A 17,297-nucleotide genomic window follows, 5' to 3' on the forward strand; every position below is an offset into this window, starting at 1 on the left:
GATGGAACAAATTTTTTCATTAATTGAAACACAAGATTGGAGCCGCATTTCCAGGTCTTTGCATGAAAAGGGTTTTGTAATTATAAAGAACCTTTTCTCCACCGATTTATGTGAGGAACTAATAAACTCATATGATAACGACACCCGTTACAGAAAGACCATTCTAATGGAAAGGTATCGTTTCGGTTTGGGTGAGTATAAGTATTTTAAATATCCTTTGCCTGAGCCAATTTTGGCGTTGCGTGAAGGTATTTATCCAAAGATTGTATCAGTGGCCAATCGTTGGATGAATGAACTAAAAATAAACGCTGCGTTTCCTTCAACTTTTAATGAAATGCAAAGACATTGCCATGAGCAGGGACAGACGAAACCTACGGTATTGATATTAAAGTACCACGAGGGAGGATTTAATACCTTGCATCAGGATTTATACGGAACCGTTTACTTTCCCCTGCAAATGGTTATTATGCTCAATCAAATCGGAAAGGACTACACGGGCGGTGAATTTGTCATCACCGAACAGGTGCCACGTGCACAATCAAAGGCTAATGTACTACAGCTCAATCAAGGCGACCTATTAATATTCACTACAAATTTCCGATCTGTAAAGGGAGTAAAAGGTTTTCATAAAGTGAACATGAAACACGGCGTGAGTCCATTGCATACCGGTCAGCGATACGCGCTTGGTATTATTTTTCATGATGCGCTGAATTAATTTTCGCATCCTTCGAAAGACTATGCCATAAATAGAAGACGATGTAAGATTCCCAGTCCTTAAACTGTCTGAAGAACTGCTTAGTGCCAACTAAGTCTTTTTTGTCTTCTATTATATGAAATTTCACAAGCGCGTTCAGTAGTCCTGCGTCTCCGTAAGGTATGCTATTATGCACTCGTAAACATTTCATCAAGACATAATTTGCTGTCCAAAGACCAATTCCCTTCACAGACATTAATAACTGCTGTTTCAATTCGAAACTTGGTAAACCTGCTACAATTTTCTTACTGATTCTACCTTCTAAAAAGGCTTTAGCTACCTCAATGATATAGTTAGCTTTACTCTTGGAGAGTTGTATTTTCAGTAGGTCCTGTGGATTTACGGCTATAAAATCCTGAGGAGAGGGAAAAACATAATAAGTATCGCCCTGATAAACAACACAACGGCCATACTCCTCTACCAAGCGCCTTTTTATTTTATAAGCAAATGTCAAATTGATCTGTTGTCCTATAATGCACCAAACAATAGCTTCAAAAAGATCCGGAATACCGATTAATCGCAAACCATAAAAAGCGGTGGACATGTAGTTCAATTTCCCGGAAGAGGATACAATCGCATAGTAATTCTCTAAGTTATTTTCAAGATCAAACCATTCAGCTAAATACTGTTTAATATAAACAATCGTTTCTTCTTCTAACACTTTACCTGCTATTGTCACTTTAAGTCCTTCGGTATCTCCAAAAACATCCAAAATGATCTTTTCATTTTCTACAATCAGCGCCTTTCGAAAATGATCGTCATAAATGCGAATCAAACAGTCATCATATCCTCTATCGAGAAACCACAAACACTCTTTGAAGTTAAGAGGTCCGTTAACCGGTATTATCAAATGCTGATTTTGCATGAGTCGAAATTAAGGAAAGTAAGACTGGTCTACAATCCGTTTCTTACTCGAATTTTCACAAAGCACGTTTACCCCTATCTTCGAAACCCATTGGTTGTCCTAATAGGGAACCGGTGCTATGGTGATTTTTTAAACCGGCCACTCAAATTCTACCTTTTCTCATTTTGAAGTTTATTATCAACAATCTCCCAATCCAGGATGTGAGCAGGTTGGTGCTCCCGAGCAACAATTCTATCAAATTCATGCAATAGTTCGGCATGCTGTTGTGCCAGGTCATTGGTTTCGCGGGGATCCTCTCCAAGATTAAACAACATCCATTTCGCTTTTCGATTCCCTTTCATATTAAGCTTGATTGCTTTCCAATCCCCTTTCCGAATTGCCAGTTGGCCTCCCTTTTCCGGATATTCAAAGTATAGAAATTTATGCTGTTTTTGTTTTTTCTCTTTCCCAAGCAAAGTAGGGAGAAACGAAATGCCATCTGTATTACCTGCATCCTCTCCGATAAGATCCGCTATAGTCGCCATCAAGTCGTATTGCGCCGAAACGTGGTCCGTTTTGCTGTTTGGTTTTATTTTACCGGGCCATCGTACCAGAAATGGCTCTTTAATTCCTCCTTCAAAAACATCCATCTTCAGACCTCTTAAACCTGCAGTACTATCAAAGAAGGTATAATCCACACCTCCATTGAACGCGGTCCCGTTATCACTCGAAAACATAACAATCGTCCGTTCATCTAAACCCAGCTCTTTTAATTTTTGTAAAATGAGACCGACCTGTGCATCCAAATAGGATATCAATGCAGCGTAGGTTGCTCGGGGATATTTCGTGGCCGCATACCCATGCTGCCCATAATAAGGTTGATCGTTAAACCGATCTTTATATTGATTTACATATTCGTCGGGAGCTTGAAGCGACACGTGGGGAATCGTATAGGGCAGGTAAAGAAAAAAACGTCTCTCTTTAGATCTTTCGATAAACCGAAGCGCCTTGTCTGTCATTAGACCAGGGGCATAGCTATTACCTTTGAAGTAATCAAAATCAGTATCATCTGCTTTCAAGGAATCGACAGAGCGATGCACAAATATATCCGGATTCCCTAATTTAACATATTGATCATTTTCCCATAAGTGAGAAGGGTAATAATTATGCGCTTGTTTCTGATCCAAATAACCAAAATAATAATCGAAGCCCTGCTTTAAGGGAGAACCGGTGGTATTATGCATTCCCAATCCCCATTTTCCTATTAAACCGGTCGCATATCCGGCTTTTTTTAGCATTTTAGCAAGTGTATAAGTCCCCTCCGGAAGGGGCATTTGCCCGCCTTCTAAGCTGTCCGGAAAACCACCCATCTCATAGTTTCCCCTAATATAGGAATGGCCACCATGCTTACCCGTCAGCAGCATACAACGTGCGGGCGCACAAACCGGTGTGCTTGTATAATGATTGGTAAATTGCATGCCTTCTTTCGCCATTTGATCCAAATAAGGCGTTTTTATTCTTTTCTGTCCATAAGGACTGATGTCACCATAGCCGAGATCGTCCGCATAAATATAGATAATGTTAGGCGGCAACGTATTATTCTGCGCGTATCCCATTAAAGGCAGGACAAAAATTATTACTTGACCAACTATTGCAAGCCACCGCATTAATCTATTAGATTTCATAATAAGTTATACATTTAGTGTTTTCGATTTCGGTTCCATATTGGCGTTCTGAGCAATTTTACGGCTTAAAATACTTAAAACCAAAAGCAATGTAAACGCAACCGTTTGCGAGGCAAATGTTTCGATGGCAAGTGAGTAGAACAAGATTGATATTTTATTGTTATCAATCAGTGCAGGACAGCTAAGATGCGTTGCGAATGGTGAGGCGCTTAAAATAAACAAAGATGATATTACAAACTCGCAAGACATTCAGCAGTTATTCAGCTGATGATATGGAGAAAGCTGAAGCTTTTTACAAAAACACATTAGGATTACAGGTGACACGTGCCGAGATGGATGTGCTCGAACTTCATTTGACAGGTGGTCATACCATTATTATCTATCCAAAAAAGAACCATCAACCTGCCACTTTTACCGTACTTAACTTTGTGGTAGAAGACATAGTCAGTACGGTTAATCAACTTTCTGCCGACGGTGTTCATTTCCTTTCATATACAGGAGAAATTCGCACCGACGAACGAGGTATCGCTAATGCTGATGGCACAGGGCCAGGCCCCAAAATAGCTTGGTTTGCAGACCCTGCCGGCAATATTCTATCAATACTCGAAGAGCGTGTATAACAGGGGACTATAGCTCTTTACCAAAGGCTCCATAATATGCTGCTCCCGTCAATGCAGTTCGGTTCTTTAGAATTAGGTGTATAGGAATACGCTGCAATAAAAGCTCCATGCGATCACTTTGGATAAACTGCTGCCGGAACAGCTCATCGCGTAAGAGTGGATAAATTTTTGGAGGAATCCCCCCTCCCAGGTATAAACCACCTGTAGCTTTCAATTTAAGAACCAAACTAGTGGCTTCTCGAGCCATATAACTTACAAATAACTGCATGGCTTTAACGCATCCATCGTTTAATTCACGCATTGCTGTGTGGCTTACCACCGCAGCGGGGTCTTCCGTAGTTAATTTTTCGCTCAACCAAGCAGGTTCTTTATAGCCTTTTACATCCCGTAGAAAGGAATAAATTCGGTATATCCCGGCCCCCGAAATCAAATGCTCCCAACTGATCAACGGACTTTCGTTTCGTAAATAATGAAAAAGTTCTATATCCGTTTCAGTACGCGGCGAGAATTCGCTATGACCTCCTTCCGTAGCAAAAGGCCGATAGAATTTTCCATCCCAAAAAAGCCCTGCTTCTCCCAATCCGGTACCCGGTGCTAGGATAGCAATATTCCCGGCCTCAGGTTCTCCCGAATATAACGTTGCCAAATCATCTTTTGCAATTCCCGCTAAACCATAAGCCATTGCTTCCAGGTCATTCAATATACATACTTTACTCCACCCGCTATTTTGTTGCAGCATCTTGGCATCAATATTCCATGATAAATTAGTCAATTTTACGGCATTATTTACCACGGGTCCTGCTACACCAATAGATAACACTTCAGGTGGTGAATTAACATCATTTCTTAAATATTCATCTAAAATCTGATCGAAAGATAAATAATCTCGGGACGGAAAGGTTTGCTCCCGTAGTAACTTAATTTGTGCATCTTCTACCTTAAACGTACCTAGGCTTGTTTTTGTGCCTCCAATATCAGCAGCAAGCAATAAGACATTTTTTCCATTTTGTTTATTGGGTAAATAAAGCGGTATACGGGTCATATTATGTTTTTTCTATAAACACGGAAGCGTGCATTTTGATTGCTTCTCCTTTCTTTTTCTACACATTAAAATGATTATTGTTTAATACAGTAGTTATGCCATAAGCCTTCGTTAGCACTATATGGTCAATTTTCCTATATTTGATTCACCGTCAAAACAGACACTTTTTATGAAATCATTTACCCTATACCTTTGCATTTTTTTGTTAATTACTAAAGCCTCTTACAGTCAACAAACACAGAAACCACCTCTATACGGTAAAAATTGGATGGCGATAACCGGTAAGCCGCTCGCTGCTACTGCCGGAGCCATGATCTTCCAGAAAGGAGGAAACGCCGTTGACGCAGCCTGTGCCATGCTTGCTGCAACATGCACAATGTGGGACGTTTTAAGTTGGGGTGGGGAAACTCAAGCACTTATCTATAACCCGACAACGAAGAAAGTGATCGCCATCAATGCTTTGGGTGTTGCCCCTACCGGCGCGACTGTTGACTTTTTTAAATCGAAGGGCTACGACTTTCCACCCGAATACGGTCCTTTGGCAGCAATAACGCCAGGTACGCCAGGTGGACTTTGCTATATGTTGGCCAAATATGGTTCTCTAAGTCTGCAAGAAGTTTTGAATCCTTCAATCGAAATGGCCGCTGGGTATCCAATTGATGCTCAAACCGCGAACAGTATTGAACGTAATAAAGAAAAAATAAAAGAATGGCCTTATAGTAAAGCCGTTTTTCTACCGCATCTTGGTAGTAAGCGGGAGGCTCCTGCAGCTGGAGAAATTTTTCGTCAACCACAGCTGTTTGCTACACTCAACAAACTGGTAGAGGCCGAGCAACAAGCCTTGAAAGAAGGCAAAAACAGAGAAGAGGCAATTATGGCTGCTTATAATCGCTTTTACAAAGGTGATATTGCCGATGAATTCGTACGCGGTTCAGCTGAGCAAGGAGGTCTAATTACAAAGGCCGACTTGGCAAACTGGACACCCATCGAAGAAGAACCTCTTCATGTAAATTATCGTGGGGTTGAGGTATATAAACTTCAAGAGTGGACGCAAGGCCCTGCCTTGTTACAGAGTTTGAATATTCTCGAAAATTTTGATCTCAAAAATTTGGGATATAATTCTGCTCAATATATTCATACCCTATATCAAACAATGAATTTGGCATTCGCAGATAGAGACTTTTACTATGGAGATCCTTACTTCAGGCCACGTCCTCCTATTAGTGGGTTGCTTGATAAAAATTACGCCAAAAAACGGGCAGCAATGATACCAAAAGACAGGAACCTCATGATTGCATTACCTGGAGATCCCTTTCCGTTCCAAAATGAAAGCAATCCGTTTAAAGGTCTTTTAAAGAAAAGATCTTTGTTGCTAGACAGCAACAGTAACGAAAAGATTAAGGATTTTGTACCTAAACACGACGCTTCAAATCAAGCCCTACTAAACAGTGAGACAGCGGAAGACAGTCTATATCGTGATCGACTTTGGAGAGGGACTACTAGTGTTGTTGCAGCGGATAAAGAAGGATGGCTTGTTGCAATTACACCGAGCGGTGGTTGGGTGCCCGCCTGCATTGCCGGAAATACCGGAATCGGTATGAGCCAACGCTTACAAAGTTTTGTTTTGGATTCAATCGTTAATCCTTACAACGTGATACAACCAGGCAAACGGCCCCGAGTGACATTAACACCTTCCTTAGCATTAAAAAATGGCAAGCCGTTTCTGGCTTTCGCTGTACAGGGAGGAGATACACAGGATCAGAACCTCCTTCAATTCTTTCTTAATATTGTTGAGTTCGGCATGACTGTACAGCAAGCAACGGAAGCAGCCAACATTAACAGCAATCAACTTTGGCTGTCGTTGGGTGGTACTCAAATGAAAGATAGGATACCAAAATCGGGAAGCATCTTGTTAAATAGCAACACTAAAGAGGGAATAAGAAATACCTTAAAACAGATGGGCTACAACATGACTTTCGGCGAACGTACGAGTGGACCGATAAATGCTATCTTTGTCGATCAGGAACATGGCACCTTTTGGGGAGGGAGCAGTAACCATGGAGAGGATTACGGTATCGGTTGGTAAAGCCTTTGAAAGAAATGACTAAAAGAAGAATAATAGTAGGTATTAGTGGAGCCACGGGGATCCAATATGGAATAAAGGCACTTGAACTGCTGCAAGAACTGGATATTGAAACACATCTCATTATAAGCAAGGCCGCCGAAATGGTACGAACCTATGAAACGGGTTATAAACATGAACATGTGGTTTCGCTGGCCCATAGGGTTTATGCCCTGTCGGATGTTGGGGCTGCTATTTCCAGTGGATCTTTTAAAACGATGGGCATGTTAATTGCACCCTGTTCAGTAAAAACCTTGTCGGAAATAGCTACAGGCGTAACCAGCTCGCTTTTATCACGTGCAGCGGATGTAACATTAAAAGAAAGGCGAAGATTGGTTCTACTTTTTAGGGAAACACCATTACATGCTGGGCACATAAAAACAATGCTACAGGTAACTGAAATGGGAGGTGTTGTGATGCCCCCTGTGCCAGCCTTCTATATGCAACCTCAAACAATCGATGAAATGATTACCCACACCGTGGCACGGGCACTCGATTTATTCGGTTTCGATATAGACATTCCTAGATGGGAAAAGTAAACCGGCTCCTTTGTTATGTTCGGTTATCAAATGGAGCTCATAACTTAAGCTTTCTCGGTTGAATCTCTTAAAATCAATTGAGCAGATAGTTCTTTATGAAAGGTTTTATCCGTAACTTTACCAAGCTTTAAATCAACAAGCAATCGATCAATAATTAATTTTGCCATATCCTCAAGAGGTTGTTCAACCGCAGTTATGGCTGGTTGAAATAGGCGAAGTGCCTCATTATCGTCAAATGCTAGTACCGAAATTTTTGTCGGAATCTTTATTTTACGATGTCTCATTACTTCCAAGCCCCCTACCGCTAAATAATTGGTAGCAAAGCAGACGCTATCGATCATTGGATTTTTCTTTAGAAATTCTTCAAAATCGGACAACAATCGTTCTTTTCTTTCCCTATAAGGAATGTATAAAATATATTCATTCAAATTTCGCTCTTTTATTAATTTTTTGTAACCTTCCAACCTACTAAGCATCTGAGTTTGTTGCGAATCAGTCGTGATTAAAGCTATATGCTTCTTTCCTTTGTTCGCCAAATGCCGGCAGGCTTCATACATTGCATTTTCATTATTAATTCCTATATAATGGGAATCAATTTTCGGCAAGTATCTGTCGAAAAGTACAACTGGCCTATTTTCTTCCCTCAATTGTTTGATTTCGTCTTCCAGGCCTTCTGTAGGGCAAATTATGTAGCCATCCACCCCCCGGTCTCTGAACATCCGTATAAGTTCAACCGCCTTTTCTGTCTGTCCATTTGTACTACTGTAAATTATCTTGTAGCCGTTATTATAAGCCTGTTCTTCTATTAGCGAGGCGATTTGCGAGAAAAAAGGATTGCCAATATTCTCTACTATAAATCCTATTGTATTAGTTTTACCTGTCACCAAGCCTCTTGCTAAGTAATTAGGTGTATAGCCTACCTCTTTTACATAAGCTAAAACACGTTCAGCAACTTGCGCGCTTATTCGCATTTCCTCGGCCTTCCCATTCAAGATGAAAGAGATGGTCGTATTGGAAAGCCCTAAGGCCTTCGAAATATCTTTAATGGAGATTCTATTTCTTTTCATTGATTATGCAATTGGTAATAGCATTGTTTAGCTGATAAGGTTGTGGTAAAGATAATATTTAAAGAAAGAAAAAGGCAATCGTTTTCACATAATTGTTAAAAAGATTCTCAAACCATCCCTATTCCAGTATAAATTTTAAAAAGTTCTTTGATATTAACATTTTTATTAAGAAGTTAGCCGACTATTAATAAAACAAGCTAACAAACCACGGTGACCATGATGAACGAAATTTGTGCCTTTAAAACTAAAACAATTTAGCTGGTTAATACCACGCTTCTTATTTTTTTAGATCGTTCCTAAAGCGATTTAGTAACAATCTATTTACAATTCCGTACGAAATCAAGCATTTTACATTCTGATTATTAAGCATTTATGACCAATCAAAAAAACAAACCAATTAAAAACATAGCCTTAACAGGAAGTTTGGCTTTGTTGATTTCTGTTGGGATCCCCTTCTGCCCTTCGCAGGCTGCGGCTTCCAACAGGTTAACTTCCAATGCTACTTATCTTGCGAATAAGAAGCAACAACAAATTGCCGGTACAGTTACCAGTGCGACCGACCAAACGCCCTTACCTGGTGTTTCTGTGTTGGTAAAAGGATCCTCAAAAGGTGTTACTACCAATGAAAAAGGACAATTCACCATTGAAGCTTCTTCTTCTGATATACTAGTATTCAGCTATATAGGTTTTTTAACGACGGAAAGAACTGTCGGAAGCTCTACCAATTTAAATGTAGCACTACAAGAGGATAGCCAAAGTTTAGATGAGGTGGTTGTCGTCGGATATGGAACACAAAGAAAAGTAGATATTACCGGTTCCGTTGCGGGCGTTAAGTCTGAAGAACTAACGCAGCGCCCGGCACAAAACGTAAACCAAGCACTTAGTGGTCGGATAGCGGGTGTTAATGCATCAACAAACTCGGGAAGACCAGGTGGTAGAACACAAGTTCGTATCCGTGGATTTAGTTCAATTAACGCAACAAATGAGCCACTTTACGTTGTTGATGGAATTATCTTTACAGAAGATATATCCACCATCAACCCAAGTGATATCGAATCAGTTGATGTTCTAAAAGATGCATCTTCAACGGCGATCTACGGAACACGCGGGGCAAACGGTGTTATTATGATCACTACCAAACGCGGTAAAAAAGGACAAAGCCAGATCAACTATGATGCCTTTATGACCGTGAACAAAATGACACGTAAGCAAGATGTACTCAACTCCGCGGAATGGATGGAGATAGAAGCTTTAGGTTATCAAAATGCACAAAAATATGACCCGGAAGGCTTTGCAGCGGGTCGATATGAAAACCCTGTTGAGAAGCACAAGCGCTATGCCGTTGGCAACACTTTCGGCAACCGAGAACTGTTCACCGCTGATGGACAGCCTCTTTACGACGTAGATTGGCAAGATCTATTAACCCGTACAGCTATTGGTCAATCTCACAATTTATCTTTTACAGGAGGAAGCGATAAATCAACTTATGGTCTTTATTTAGGATATTTTGACGACCAAGGGATTATTGTAAATAGTTTTCAAAAACGATATAGCGCACGCGCCGTTATTGATCATCAAGTGCGCGATTGGCTTAAAGTTGGTGGAACGATCAGTTACTCTAACAACACAGAACGCAGACAGGATGATGGTGTCGGGGGAAATATCCCACCCCGCATGATGATTGAAATGGTTCCGTTCATTCCTTACAAGTATCCTGATGGCACATACGGTCGTCGTGAAGACTATGATGGTTTAGAAACCGGTGACAACCCTCGGGCACAAGCTGATGAAATAACGCGTCTGTATAAACGCAATGTATTCACAGGTAATGCCTATGCTAAGGTTACCTTAATGGAAGGCTTAGACTTTACTTCAACTATTGGTGCAAACGTACGCGACCAACATCAACCTTATTTTGTAAGTAGTTTATCGAACTTCGATGGTGGTTTAGGAAGAACTTTTGCAAGAATTGGCGCTGAAAGTTCATTCTTTTGGCAATGGTCTAACCACATCAATTACAACAGAACATTCGGCGATCATACAATTAGTGCAACGCTAGGTACAGAAGCGCAAAAGTTTGAAGTATTAGAATGGGAGGCATCGGCTAATGATATCGCTGACGACTTTTATCAGTGGAATAACCTTGGTATGGGAGCTACACCAATGCCGCCTACTTCCGATGTGCAAAACTATCAAATGAATTCTTATTTTGCCCGTGCTAACTACGGCTATAAAGATAAGTACTTATTAACTCTTACCGGTCGTTTTGATGGATCATCTCGCTTCGGTGAAAACAATAAGTTTGCTTTTTTCCCATCCGCGGCAGCCGCTTGGCGTATTTCGGAAGAGGACTTTTTAAAAGGGAGCGAAACAGTTAGCAATCTGAAGTTACGTTTAAGCTACGGTTTAACCGGTAACTCCGAAATTGATAGTTATCTGTCTAGAGCCAACTTACAATCAGGTAATTATGTGTTTGATGGACGTTTATCAGCGGGAACCGTTATTAGCACATTACCAAACCCGAACTTAAAATGGGAAAAAACAGCGCAATATAATGCCGGTTTTGATTTGGGTTTATTGAATGATCGCATCAACATTGTCTTCGATGCTTATCTTAAGAAAACTTCTGACCTACTTCTTGCCGCACCTGTTCCGGCTTCTAGTGGATACACAAGCATGATGACAAATATTGGAGACATGAAGAACAGTGGATTTGAATTTGGAATCAATACGGTAAATATTGACAAAGGCGACTTCTCTTGGACTACCGCGTTAAACTTCTCTTATCTAAAGAATGAGGTAACGGCTTTGGGTACAAATAATGAAGACGTATTTATGAACCCATTCTTCATTGGAAGTAACAGTAATATTTTACGTGTCGGCAACCCCGTAGGTAGTTTCTATGGATTGATCAGAGAAGGTACTTGGAGCACTGCCGAAGAAGCGGAGGCAGCCAGATATAACCGTTTGCCGGGCGACATCAAGTATCGTGACCTGAATAATGACGGCCAGATAAATGACGCGGATAGAACTATTCTTGGAAAAGGTATTCCTGATTTCTATGGTGGCTTCTTTAATACCTTGCGCTACAAGAATTTTGATCTTACGCTCGAATTACAATATTCTTACGGAAACGATGTTTTCCGCATGAGTCAACATTCATCGGAAGATCGCACGGGTATTGCTAATAGCTATGCCACGGTCTTGAACGCATGGACGCCGGAGAATCAAAATACACCGATTGCCCAAATAAGAGGTGCGGGTGTACGTTACGACACCTTACTCGATTCACATAAAGTGGAAGACGGGTCTTTTATTCGCGGTAAAAACTTAATGCTAGGTTATAACCTTCCTTCTAGTGCATTGGAAAAGATCAAGTTAAGCAGACTGAGAGTGTACGCATCTGTCCAAAACTTTTTCTTAATAACAGATTACAGTGGCTATGATCCGGAAGTTACTACTTATGATGACACTTTTGCACAAGGCATTGAGTTTCATGATTACCCAAAACCCATGACGTTTACCTTCGGATTAAACGCAACCTTTTAACTTATACACGAAAGAACGATGAAAAAATCTATAATATCCATCTTTGCAGCTGCAACTTTACTTACAGCGAGTTCGTGCAGCGAGAGCTTCCTGGATGAAAACAACAAGAGTAATCCAACACAGGATAGCTATTTTCAGAATGCAACACAAGCTCAGACCTTTGTTAACGGTATTTACACCAATTTAAGAGCCAACACAAGCGGTGATGGGATTGGTTATGGTGAGAGCCCCTGGATAAACCTCGAATTACTCGTTGGCCATGCTTCGACAAATTCACAAAGTAACTTTAACTTGGGTGTTATCAACCACACAACCGGAACCGAGAACCCCGGCTTTTACAGCTATTGGCAAGGCTTTTATGAAGGTATAGCAAATGCCAATGTAGCAATAAGCCGCATTCCGCAGATTGATATGAATGACACTCAAAAATCTAATTTGATGGGTCAAGCTCATTTTTTGCGTGCATACTATTATTTCTTTCTTACCCGACTGTTTGGGGATATCCCATTGGTAACACAGCCGGTTGATCCAACAGACGATAGTCAATTACGCCCTCAAAGAGCCAATAAAGAAGAAATATATGAGCTTATTGTCAATGATTTAACAGCCGCTGAAAATTCTTCTATACCAGATGTAGACCGGACGGGAAGAGCATCTAAAGGGGCAGTTAAATCACTATTGGCCAATGTTTATCTTACAATGGCGGGCTATCCTTTAAATAAGGGTGCTGAATATTATCAGTTAGCAGCGGCCAAAGCAGCCGAAGTAACTACACAGGGTGATGCCTGGTATCCCTTGTTTAGTAATTTGGAGTTTCTCCACGATAGACCGAATAAAAATTTAGGGGAATTCATTTTACAGGTACAATACCTGGGCGGTGTAGCGGAAAATAACATCACCCAAATGATTATTCCTTATAATTCCTCAATCTCTAGACACGGTGATGAATATGGTTCATTGGTTCCACGTCGAGAGTTTGTTAACAGTTATGAAGCGGGTGATAAACGTAGCGCCGAACGCGGATTTTTCTTTACCAGTGCCCCAAGGGCAAAAAATGGTACCGGAACTATTACCTTTCCACCAGCCTTATATAAATATTGGTTGGAAGCTTCTTCGGGTGTTAATGGCGACTTAACACCGGACATCAACTTTACGTTAATCCGCATGCCGGAAGTATATTTAATTCATGCCGAAGCTGAAAATGAGGTTAACGGACCTACCGATGCAGCCTATGCTTCTTTGAATAAAGTAAGACAAAGAGCAGGATTGGCACCATTAAGTGGCTTATCACAAAGCCAATTTAGGGAAGCTGTTTGGCGTGAAAGATATCACGAACTATGCTATGAAAATAAAGCTTATTTCGACATCCAACGGACGCGTAAAGCCTATAACTTAGCGGCTAATAGCTTTGTTGACTTAATAGGCTATAGAAACGAAAGCGGTACCACTTGGACAGAAAAGTACTTATTATTACCAATACCTCAACGAGAACTTCAGGCGAATCCTAATTTAGCGCCAAATAATCCCGGATGGTAATGGGGTCGTACTCATCGCACCGAGTCAAAAGATAGCGCAGTTTTTAAGGCTTCTTTAGATAAATGCAAAACAGCAATTTTCCTTTTGGAAAATTGCTGTTTTTTTTACCCCTCCTCTATGATCACGAGCAACGTTTTTATTCATGACAAAAAGAGTGTGCATTACCGTCAATCTACTTGCCAAATAATATTGTTAGTTGTGTATACATTTCACAAATTAGCAAAAACTCTTTGATATTAATTTTTTTCTTAAGAAGTTAGCCTTTTGAAACTATATAAACTAACAAAAACCATTTAAACTATGATAAAAAAACTAAAACAGTTTAGCGTATCTACATTTTCTTAGGATAACAAAGGCCTTTTTTTCGATTATTTTACTAAAGCGATTTAGTGAGGTGAGTATTTATTGACTTGATTTTTTGCTCACCGATCAATTTATAAACTTGATTATTAAACATTTATGACCAATCAAAAAAACAGACCAATTAAAAGCATGGCCTTAACGGGAAGTTTGGCTTTGTTAATTTCCATTGGGATGCCAGGCGTCCCATCTTTTGCCGAAGCGTCAAGTAGATTCGCTTCCAAATCGACCACCCGCTCGTTCAAACAACAGCAGAAGACAATCGCCGGAACGGTAACGAGCGCAACAGATCAAGCTCCTTTACCGGGAGTTTCGGTTTTAATAAAAGGCTCATCAAAAGGAGTAACAACTGATGAAAAGGGCCGCTTTCAGATCGAAGCTTCAACAAATGATGTGCTGGTGTTTAGCTATTTAGGTTATTTAAGCGCAGAGCAACCTGTTGGTAATAGAAGTATTGTCAATGTATCCTTACGGGAGGAGAGCAATAATTTAGAGGAAGTCGTTGTTGTGGGATACGGTACACAAAAGCGGAGCGAAATCAATTCAGCGGTTGCTAATGTGAAGGCCGAAGACTTCAATGCAGGGGGAACACGATCACCCATGGATTTAATCCAGGGAAAAGTAGCTGGTTTGAATATTACGCGCACACAAGGGAACAATCCAAATTCGACTACTTCAATTCAGTTAAGAGGGATTAATTCATTAAAAGGAGGCACGACACCGCTGATCGTTATCGACGGTATTCCGGGAGGTAACCTGGATTTACTGCAACAAGATGATATCGAATCTTTCTCAGTTTTAAAAGATGGATCCGCTGCTGCCATTTATGGTACACGCGGAAATGCGGGCGTAATTTTAATTACCACAAAAAAGGGTAAGGCAGGGGAACCGAGGTATGACTACTCTACTTATATACAGCATGAGTCAGTAGATAAAAAGCCGGAGTATCTATCAGCATCCGAATTCCGCGATCTGATCAATCAGGGATTAATCGCTCAGGATTTGGATTTAGGCGGATCCACAGACTTATACGACGAGCTGGTAAACAAAGACAACTTTAGCCATTACCATAACTTAGCAGCGTCAGGAGGAAGTGAAAAGTCGAATTACCGTGCGTCACTTTATTTTAACAACGCACAAGGGATTGCAAAAGAAAATGGGAGGCGGCAATTTGGCGGACGGGTTAATGTGAATCAAAAGGGATTGCAAGATCGACTGGAGATGCAATTTAACTTAGCAGCCAACTTAAGTAAGGCGAACTTATTGGGTGGCGGCGTAAATGACGATATCAACTCGGTAGATTACGGAAAGACAACGGGTTCTGATTTTGAACAAGCGATACAGCGAAATCCGACGGCTCCGATTAGAAATCCCGATGGTTCCTTTTTAGAGACCCAAGGCTTTAACAATTATAATCCCCTTTCCAGATTAGAGAACCGCATTTTTGAACGTAATCAATCTACTATCAGTGGTGATGCTCGATTTACCTACAACATTATAGAAGGCCTAAAAGCTTCTGCCTTTGGCTCCTATGTTCGGGATGAATATAACGATCGGAGGTATCGCTCGATCAATGATTGGGATCAACGGCAAAATTCTGAATATCAGGGGATGGGATATGCCGCTAAAGCGAACTACCTCACCTGGTCGCAGACCTTCGAATCGACGCTCGACTATACCACTACGATCGCAGATGACCATTCGTTAAACGCGACAATAGGCTATAGTTATCAATATAATACGCTAGAAAAGTTTAATGTGAATAATAACGGCTTTACTAATGACGCCATGTTGGATTGGAATCTTGGTGGTGGTAGCGCTATTAATAACACGCTACTGCCTCGCCCGGGTATGGGCAGTTTTAAAGATGACAATACGCTTGTAGCTTTTTTTGGTCGAATAAACTATTCTTATTTAGGAAAATACTCTGCACAATTTATTCTTCGGAGAGAGGGTTCTAGCCGCTTTGGTGAGAACAATAAATGGGGAAACTTTCCCGCGGCATCTATCGGTTGGACCATCAGTGAAGAGGAATTTTTAAAGAATACAACACTTTTCAATAATTTAAAGTTACGAGTTGGCTATGGTGTTACAGGCAATCAAGATATAAGTAATTACCAATCCCTGCTTACGCTTAGTACTGGAGGCACATACTTAATGGATGGAACTTATTATCAAACATTTGGCCCAGCAAGAAACGCCAATCCTAACCTTAAGTGGGAGCGCAAAGCCGAGTGGAACTTCGGTTTGGATTTTGCCTTATTAGACAATAGACTTTCCGGTTCATTAGATGTTTATAACCGTTTAACGAAGGATTTAATATATGACTATAATGCGCAGCAACCATCTTTCGTTCGCGACAAGATCTTAATGAATGTGGGCTCAATAACGAACAAAGGCGTTGAATTGATACTGAGCGGCACCCCGGTTAAAAAAGACAACTTCACATGGAACATCGATTTGGCTGGTAGCTTGCAAAATAACCGGCTAAAACAGTTATCAAGTGATGTATTTCAGGCTAATTTCCTTGAGTTCGGAGGGCTGCCCTCTCCAGGCAATCTTGGAAACGCCATTCGTCTTGAAGAAGGAGGTAAGGTTGGTAATTTCTATGGAAAACGATTTGCGGGCTTCACAGACGATGGGAAATGGCAATTTTATAAAGCTGATGGATCGGTGGCAACTACCAGTGAAATGAATAACGACGATCTTACCATAATCGGAAATGGTGTTCCGAAATACAATCTATCCCTTAATAATACATTACGCTACAAAAACTTTGATCTTACGGTATTTTTCAGGGGTAAATTCGGTTTTGACATTCTGAATACCAAAGAAATGTATTTTGGAAACAAGAAATGGCTTCCAAATAATATCTTCAAAAGTGCCATTACTACCCATAACCAGCTGAACGATGATCCGCAATACTCGGATTACTACTTAGAAAAAGGTGATTTTGTAAAATTGGATAATGTCACTTTAGGGTATACATTCAAATTGAGTTCGAACTATATAAGAAATTTAAGAATATACGCTGCCGGCAGAAATTTAGCAACATTCACGGGCTACAGTGGAATAGACCCTGAAATTCAAGACACTGGTTTTACGACAGGTATAGACGGTCGTGGTTTCTATCCTCGAACCAAATCATTCACGCTTGGTGTAAATGTTGGATTTTAAAA

At 40.6% G+C, this 17,297-nt stretch carries 11 protein-coding genes; 7 read left to right on the forward strand and 4 right to left on the reverse strand.

Annotated features, from left to right (window positions below; all coding sequences use genetic code 11):
- Position 1: 1 nt before the first annotated feature.
- Positions 2-715 carry a 2OG-Fe(II) oxygenase gene (locus ACH11B_RS27540; RefSeq protein ID WP_130856512.1) on the forward strand — a complete coding sequence of 238 codons (714 nt, stop codon included), beginning with the start codon at positions 2-4 and terminating at the stop codon, positions 713-715.
- On the opposite strand, the gene ACH11B_RS27545 is transcribed toward ACH11B_RS27540, so the two are convergent.
- A complete protein-coding gene (locus ACH11B_RS27545) occupies positions 690-1,619 on the reverse strand; it encodes a DNA-3-methyladenine glycosylase (RefSeq protein ID WP_149106238.1) in 930 nt (309 codons plus the stop codon). The genes ACH11B_RS27540 and ACH11B_RS27545 overlap by 26 nt on opposite strands.
- A 149-nt stretch (positions 1,620-1,768) precedes the next feature.
- Entirely contained in the window at positions 1,769-3,283 is a 1,515-nt protein-coding gene (locus ACH11B_RS27550; protein ID WP_289552305.1) for an arylsulfatase, read from the reverse strand.
- A gap of 224 nt (positions 3,284-3,507) precedes the next feature.
- Here ACH11B_RS27550 and ACH11B_RS27555 point away from each other — a divergent pair, with 224 nt between their 5' ends.
- Complete coding sequence (locus tag ACH11B_RS27555) at positions 3,508-3,903, forward strand: VOC family protein (RefSeq protein WP_289552306.1); 396 nt, start codon at positions 3,508-3,510, stop codon at positions 3,901-3,903.
- A gap of 7 nt (positions 3,904-3,910) precedes the next feature.
- On the opposite strand, the gene glk is transcribed toward ACH11B_RS27555, so the two are convergent.
- On the reverse strand, positions 3,911-4,945 hold the full coding sequence (gene glk, locus ACH11B_RS27560; protein WP_013668303.1) for a glucokinase: 1,035 nt from the start codon (positions 4,943-4,945) through the stop codon (positions 3,911-3,913).
- A 169-nt stretch (positions 4,946-5,114) separates the two neighbouring features.
- Here glk and ACH11B_RS27565 point away from each other — a divergent pair, with 169 nt between their 5' ends.
- Together ACH11B_RS27565 and ACH11B_RS27570 are read left to right on the forward strand one after the other, a co-directional pair.
- Entirely contained in the window at positions 5,115-7,031 is a 1,917-nt protein-coding gene (locus tag ACH11B_RS27565) for a gamma-glutamyltransferase family protein (RefSeq protein WP_377611488.1), read from the forward strand.
- A 14-nt stretch (positions 7,032-7,045) separates the two neighbouring features.
- Positions 7,046-7,606, forward strand: a complete 561-nt coding sequence (locus tag ACH11B_RS27570) for a UbiX family flavin prenyltransferase (protein ID WP_130856508.1) — start codon at positions 7,046-7,048, stop codon at positions 7,604-7,606.
- Between the two features lie 44 nt (positions 7,607-7,650).
- Here the strand turns inward: ACH11B_RS27570 and ACH11B_RS27575 are convergent, their stop codons facing one another.
- Positions 7,651-8,673, reverse strand: coding sequence for a LacI family DNA-binding transcriptional regulator (locus tag ACH11B_RS27575; protein ID WP_013668306.1), 1,023 nt, complete (start codon positions 8,671-8,673; stop codon positions 7,651-7,653).
- A gap of 372 nt (positions 8,674-9,045) precedes the next feature.
- Between ACH11B_RS27575 and ACH11B_RS27580 the strand changes: the two genes are divergently transcribed.
- From ACH11B_RS27580 to ACH11B_RS27590, 3 genes are all read left to right on the forward strand, one after another.
- Complete coding sequence (locus ACH11B_RS27580; RefSeq protein WP_013668307.1) at positions 9,046-12,222, forward strand: TonB-dependent receptor; 3,177 nt, start codon at positions 9,046-9,048, stop codon at positions 12,220-12,222.
- Between the two features lie 18 nt (positions 12,223-12,240).
- On the forward strand, positions 12,241-13,758 hold the full coding sequence (locus ACH11B_RS27585) for a RagB/SusD family nutrient uptake outer membrane protein (RefSeq protein ID WP_289552310.1): 1,518 nt from the start codon (positions 12,241-12,243) through the stop codon (positions 13,756-13,758).
- Positions 13,759-14,217: 459 nt separating this feature from the next.
- Positions 14,218-17,295: a SusC/RagA family TonB-linked outer membrane protein gene (locus ACH11B_RS27590; RefSeq protein ID WP_377611490.1), complete on the forward strand. Its 3,078-nt coding sequence runs from the start codon at positions 14,218-14,220 to the stop codon at positions 17,293-17,295.
- Positions 17,296-17,297: the final 2 nt, after the last annotated feature.

The organism is Olivibacter sp. EAT-5 (assembly GCF_044784325.1).
In the GTDB taxonomy this organism is placed as follows: Bacteria; Bacteroidota; Bacteroidia; order Sphingobacteriales; family Sphingobacteriaceae; genus Olivibacter; species Olivibacter oleidegradans.

What these genes read in the sequence shown, in the direction of transcription:
- glk (WP_013668303.1), bottom strand. Translation starts at nt 4,945, where the DNA reads ATGACCCGTATACCGCTTTATTTACCCAATAAACAAAATGGAAAAAAT.
- ACH11B_RS27565 (WP_377611488.1), top strand. Translation starts at nt 5,115, where the DNA reads ATGAAATCATTTACCCTATACCTTTGCATTTTTTTGTTAATTACTAAA.
- ACH11B_RS27590 (WP_377611490.1), top strand. Translation starts at nt 14,218, where the DNA reads ATGACCAATCAAAAAAACAGACCAATTAAAAGCATGGCCTTAACGGGA.
- ACH11B_RS27580 (WP_013668307.1), top strand. Translation starts at nt 9,046, where the DNA reads ATGACCAATCAAAAAAACAAACCAATTAAAAACATAGCCTTAACAGGA.
- ACH11B_RS27585 (WP_289552310.1), top strand. Translation starts at nt 12,241, where the DNA reads ATGAAAAAATCTATAATATCCATCTTTGCAGCTGCAACTTTACTTACA.
- ACH11B_RS27550 (WP_289552305.1), bottom strand. Translation starts at nt 3,283, where the DNA reads ATGAAATCTAATAGATTAATGCGGTGGCTTGCAATAGTTGGTCAAGTA.
- ACH11B_RS27545 (WP_149106238.1), bottom strand. Translation starts at nt 1,619, where the DNA reads ATGCAAAATCAGCATTTGATAATACCGGTTAACGGACCTCTTAACTTC.
- ACH11B_RS27555 (WP_289552306.1), top strand. Translation starts at nt 3,508, where the DNA reads ATGATATTACAAACTCGCAAGACATTCAGCAGTTATTCAGCTGATGAT.
- ACH11B_RS27540 (WP_130856512.1), top strand. Translation starts at nt 2, where the DNA reads ATGGAACAAATTTTTTCATTAATTGAAACACAAGATTGGAGCCGCATT.
- ACH11B_RS27575 (WP_013668306.1), bottom strand. Translation starts at nt 8,673, where the DNA reads ATGAAAAGAAATAGAATCTCCATTAAAGATATTTCGAAGGCCTTAGGG.
- ACH11B_RS27570 (WP_130856508.1), top strand. Translation starts at nt 7,046, where the DNA reads ATGACTAAAAGAAGAATAATAGTAGGTATTAGTGGAGCCACGGGGATC.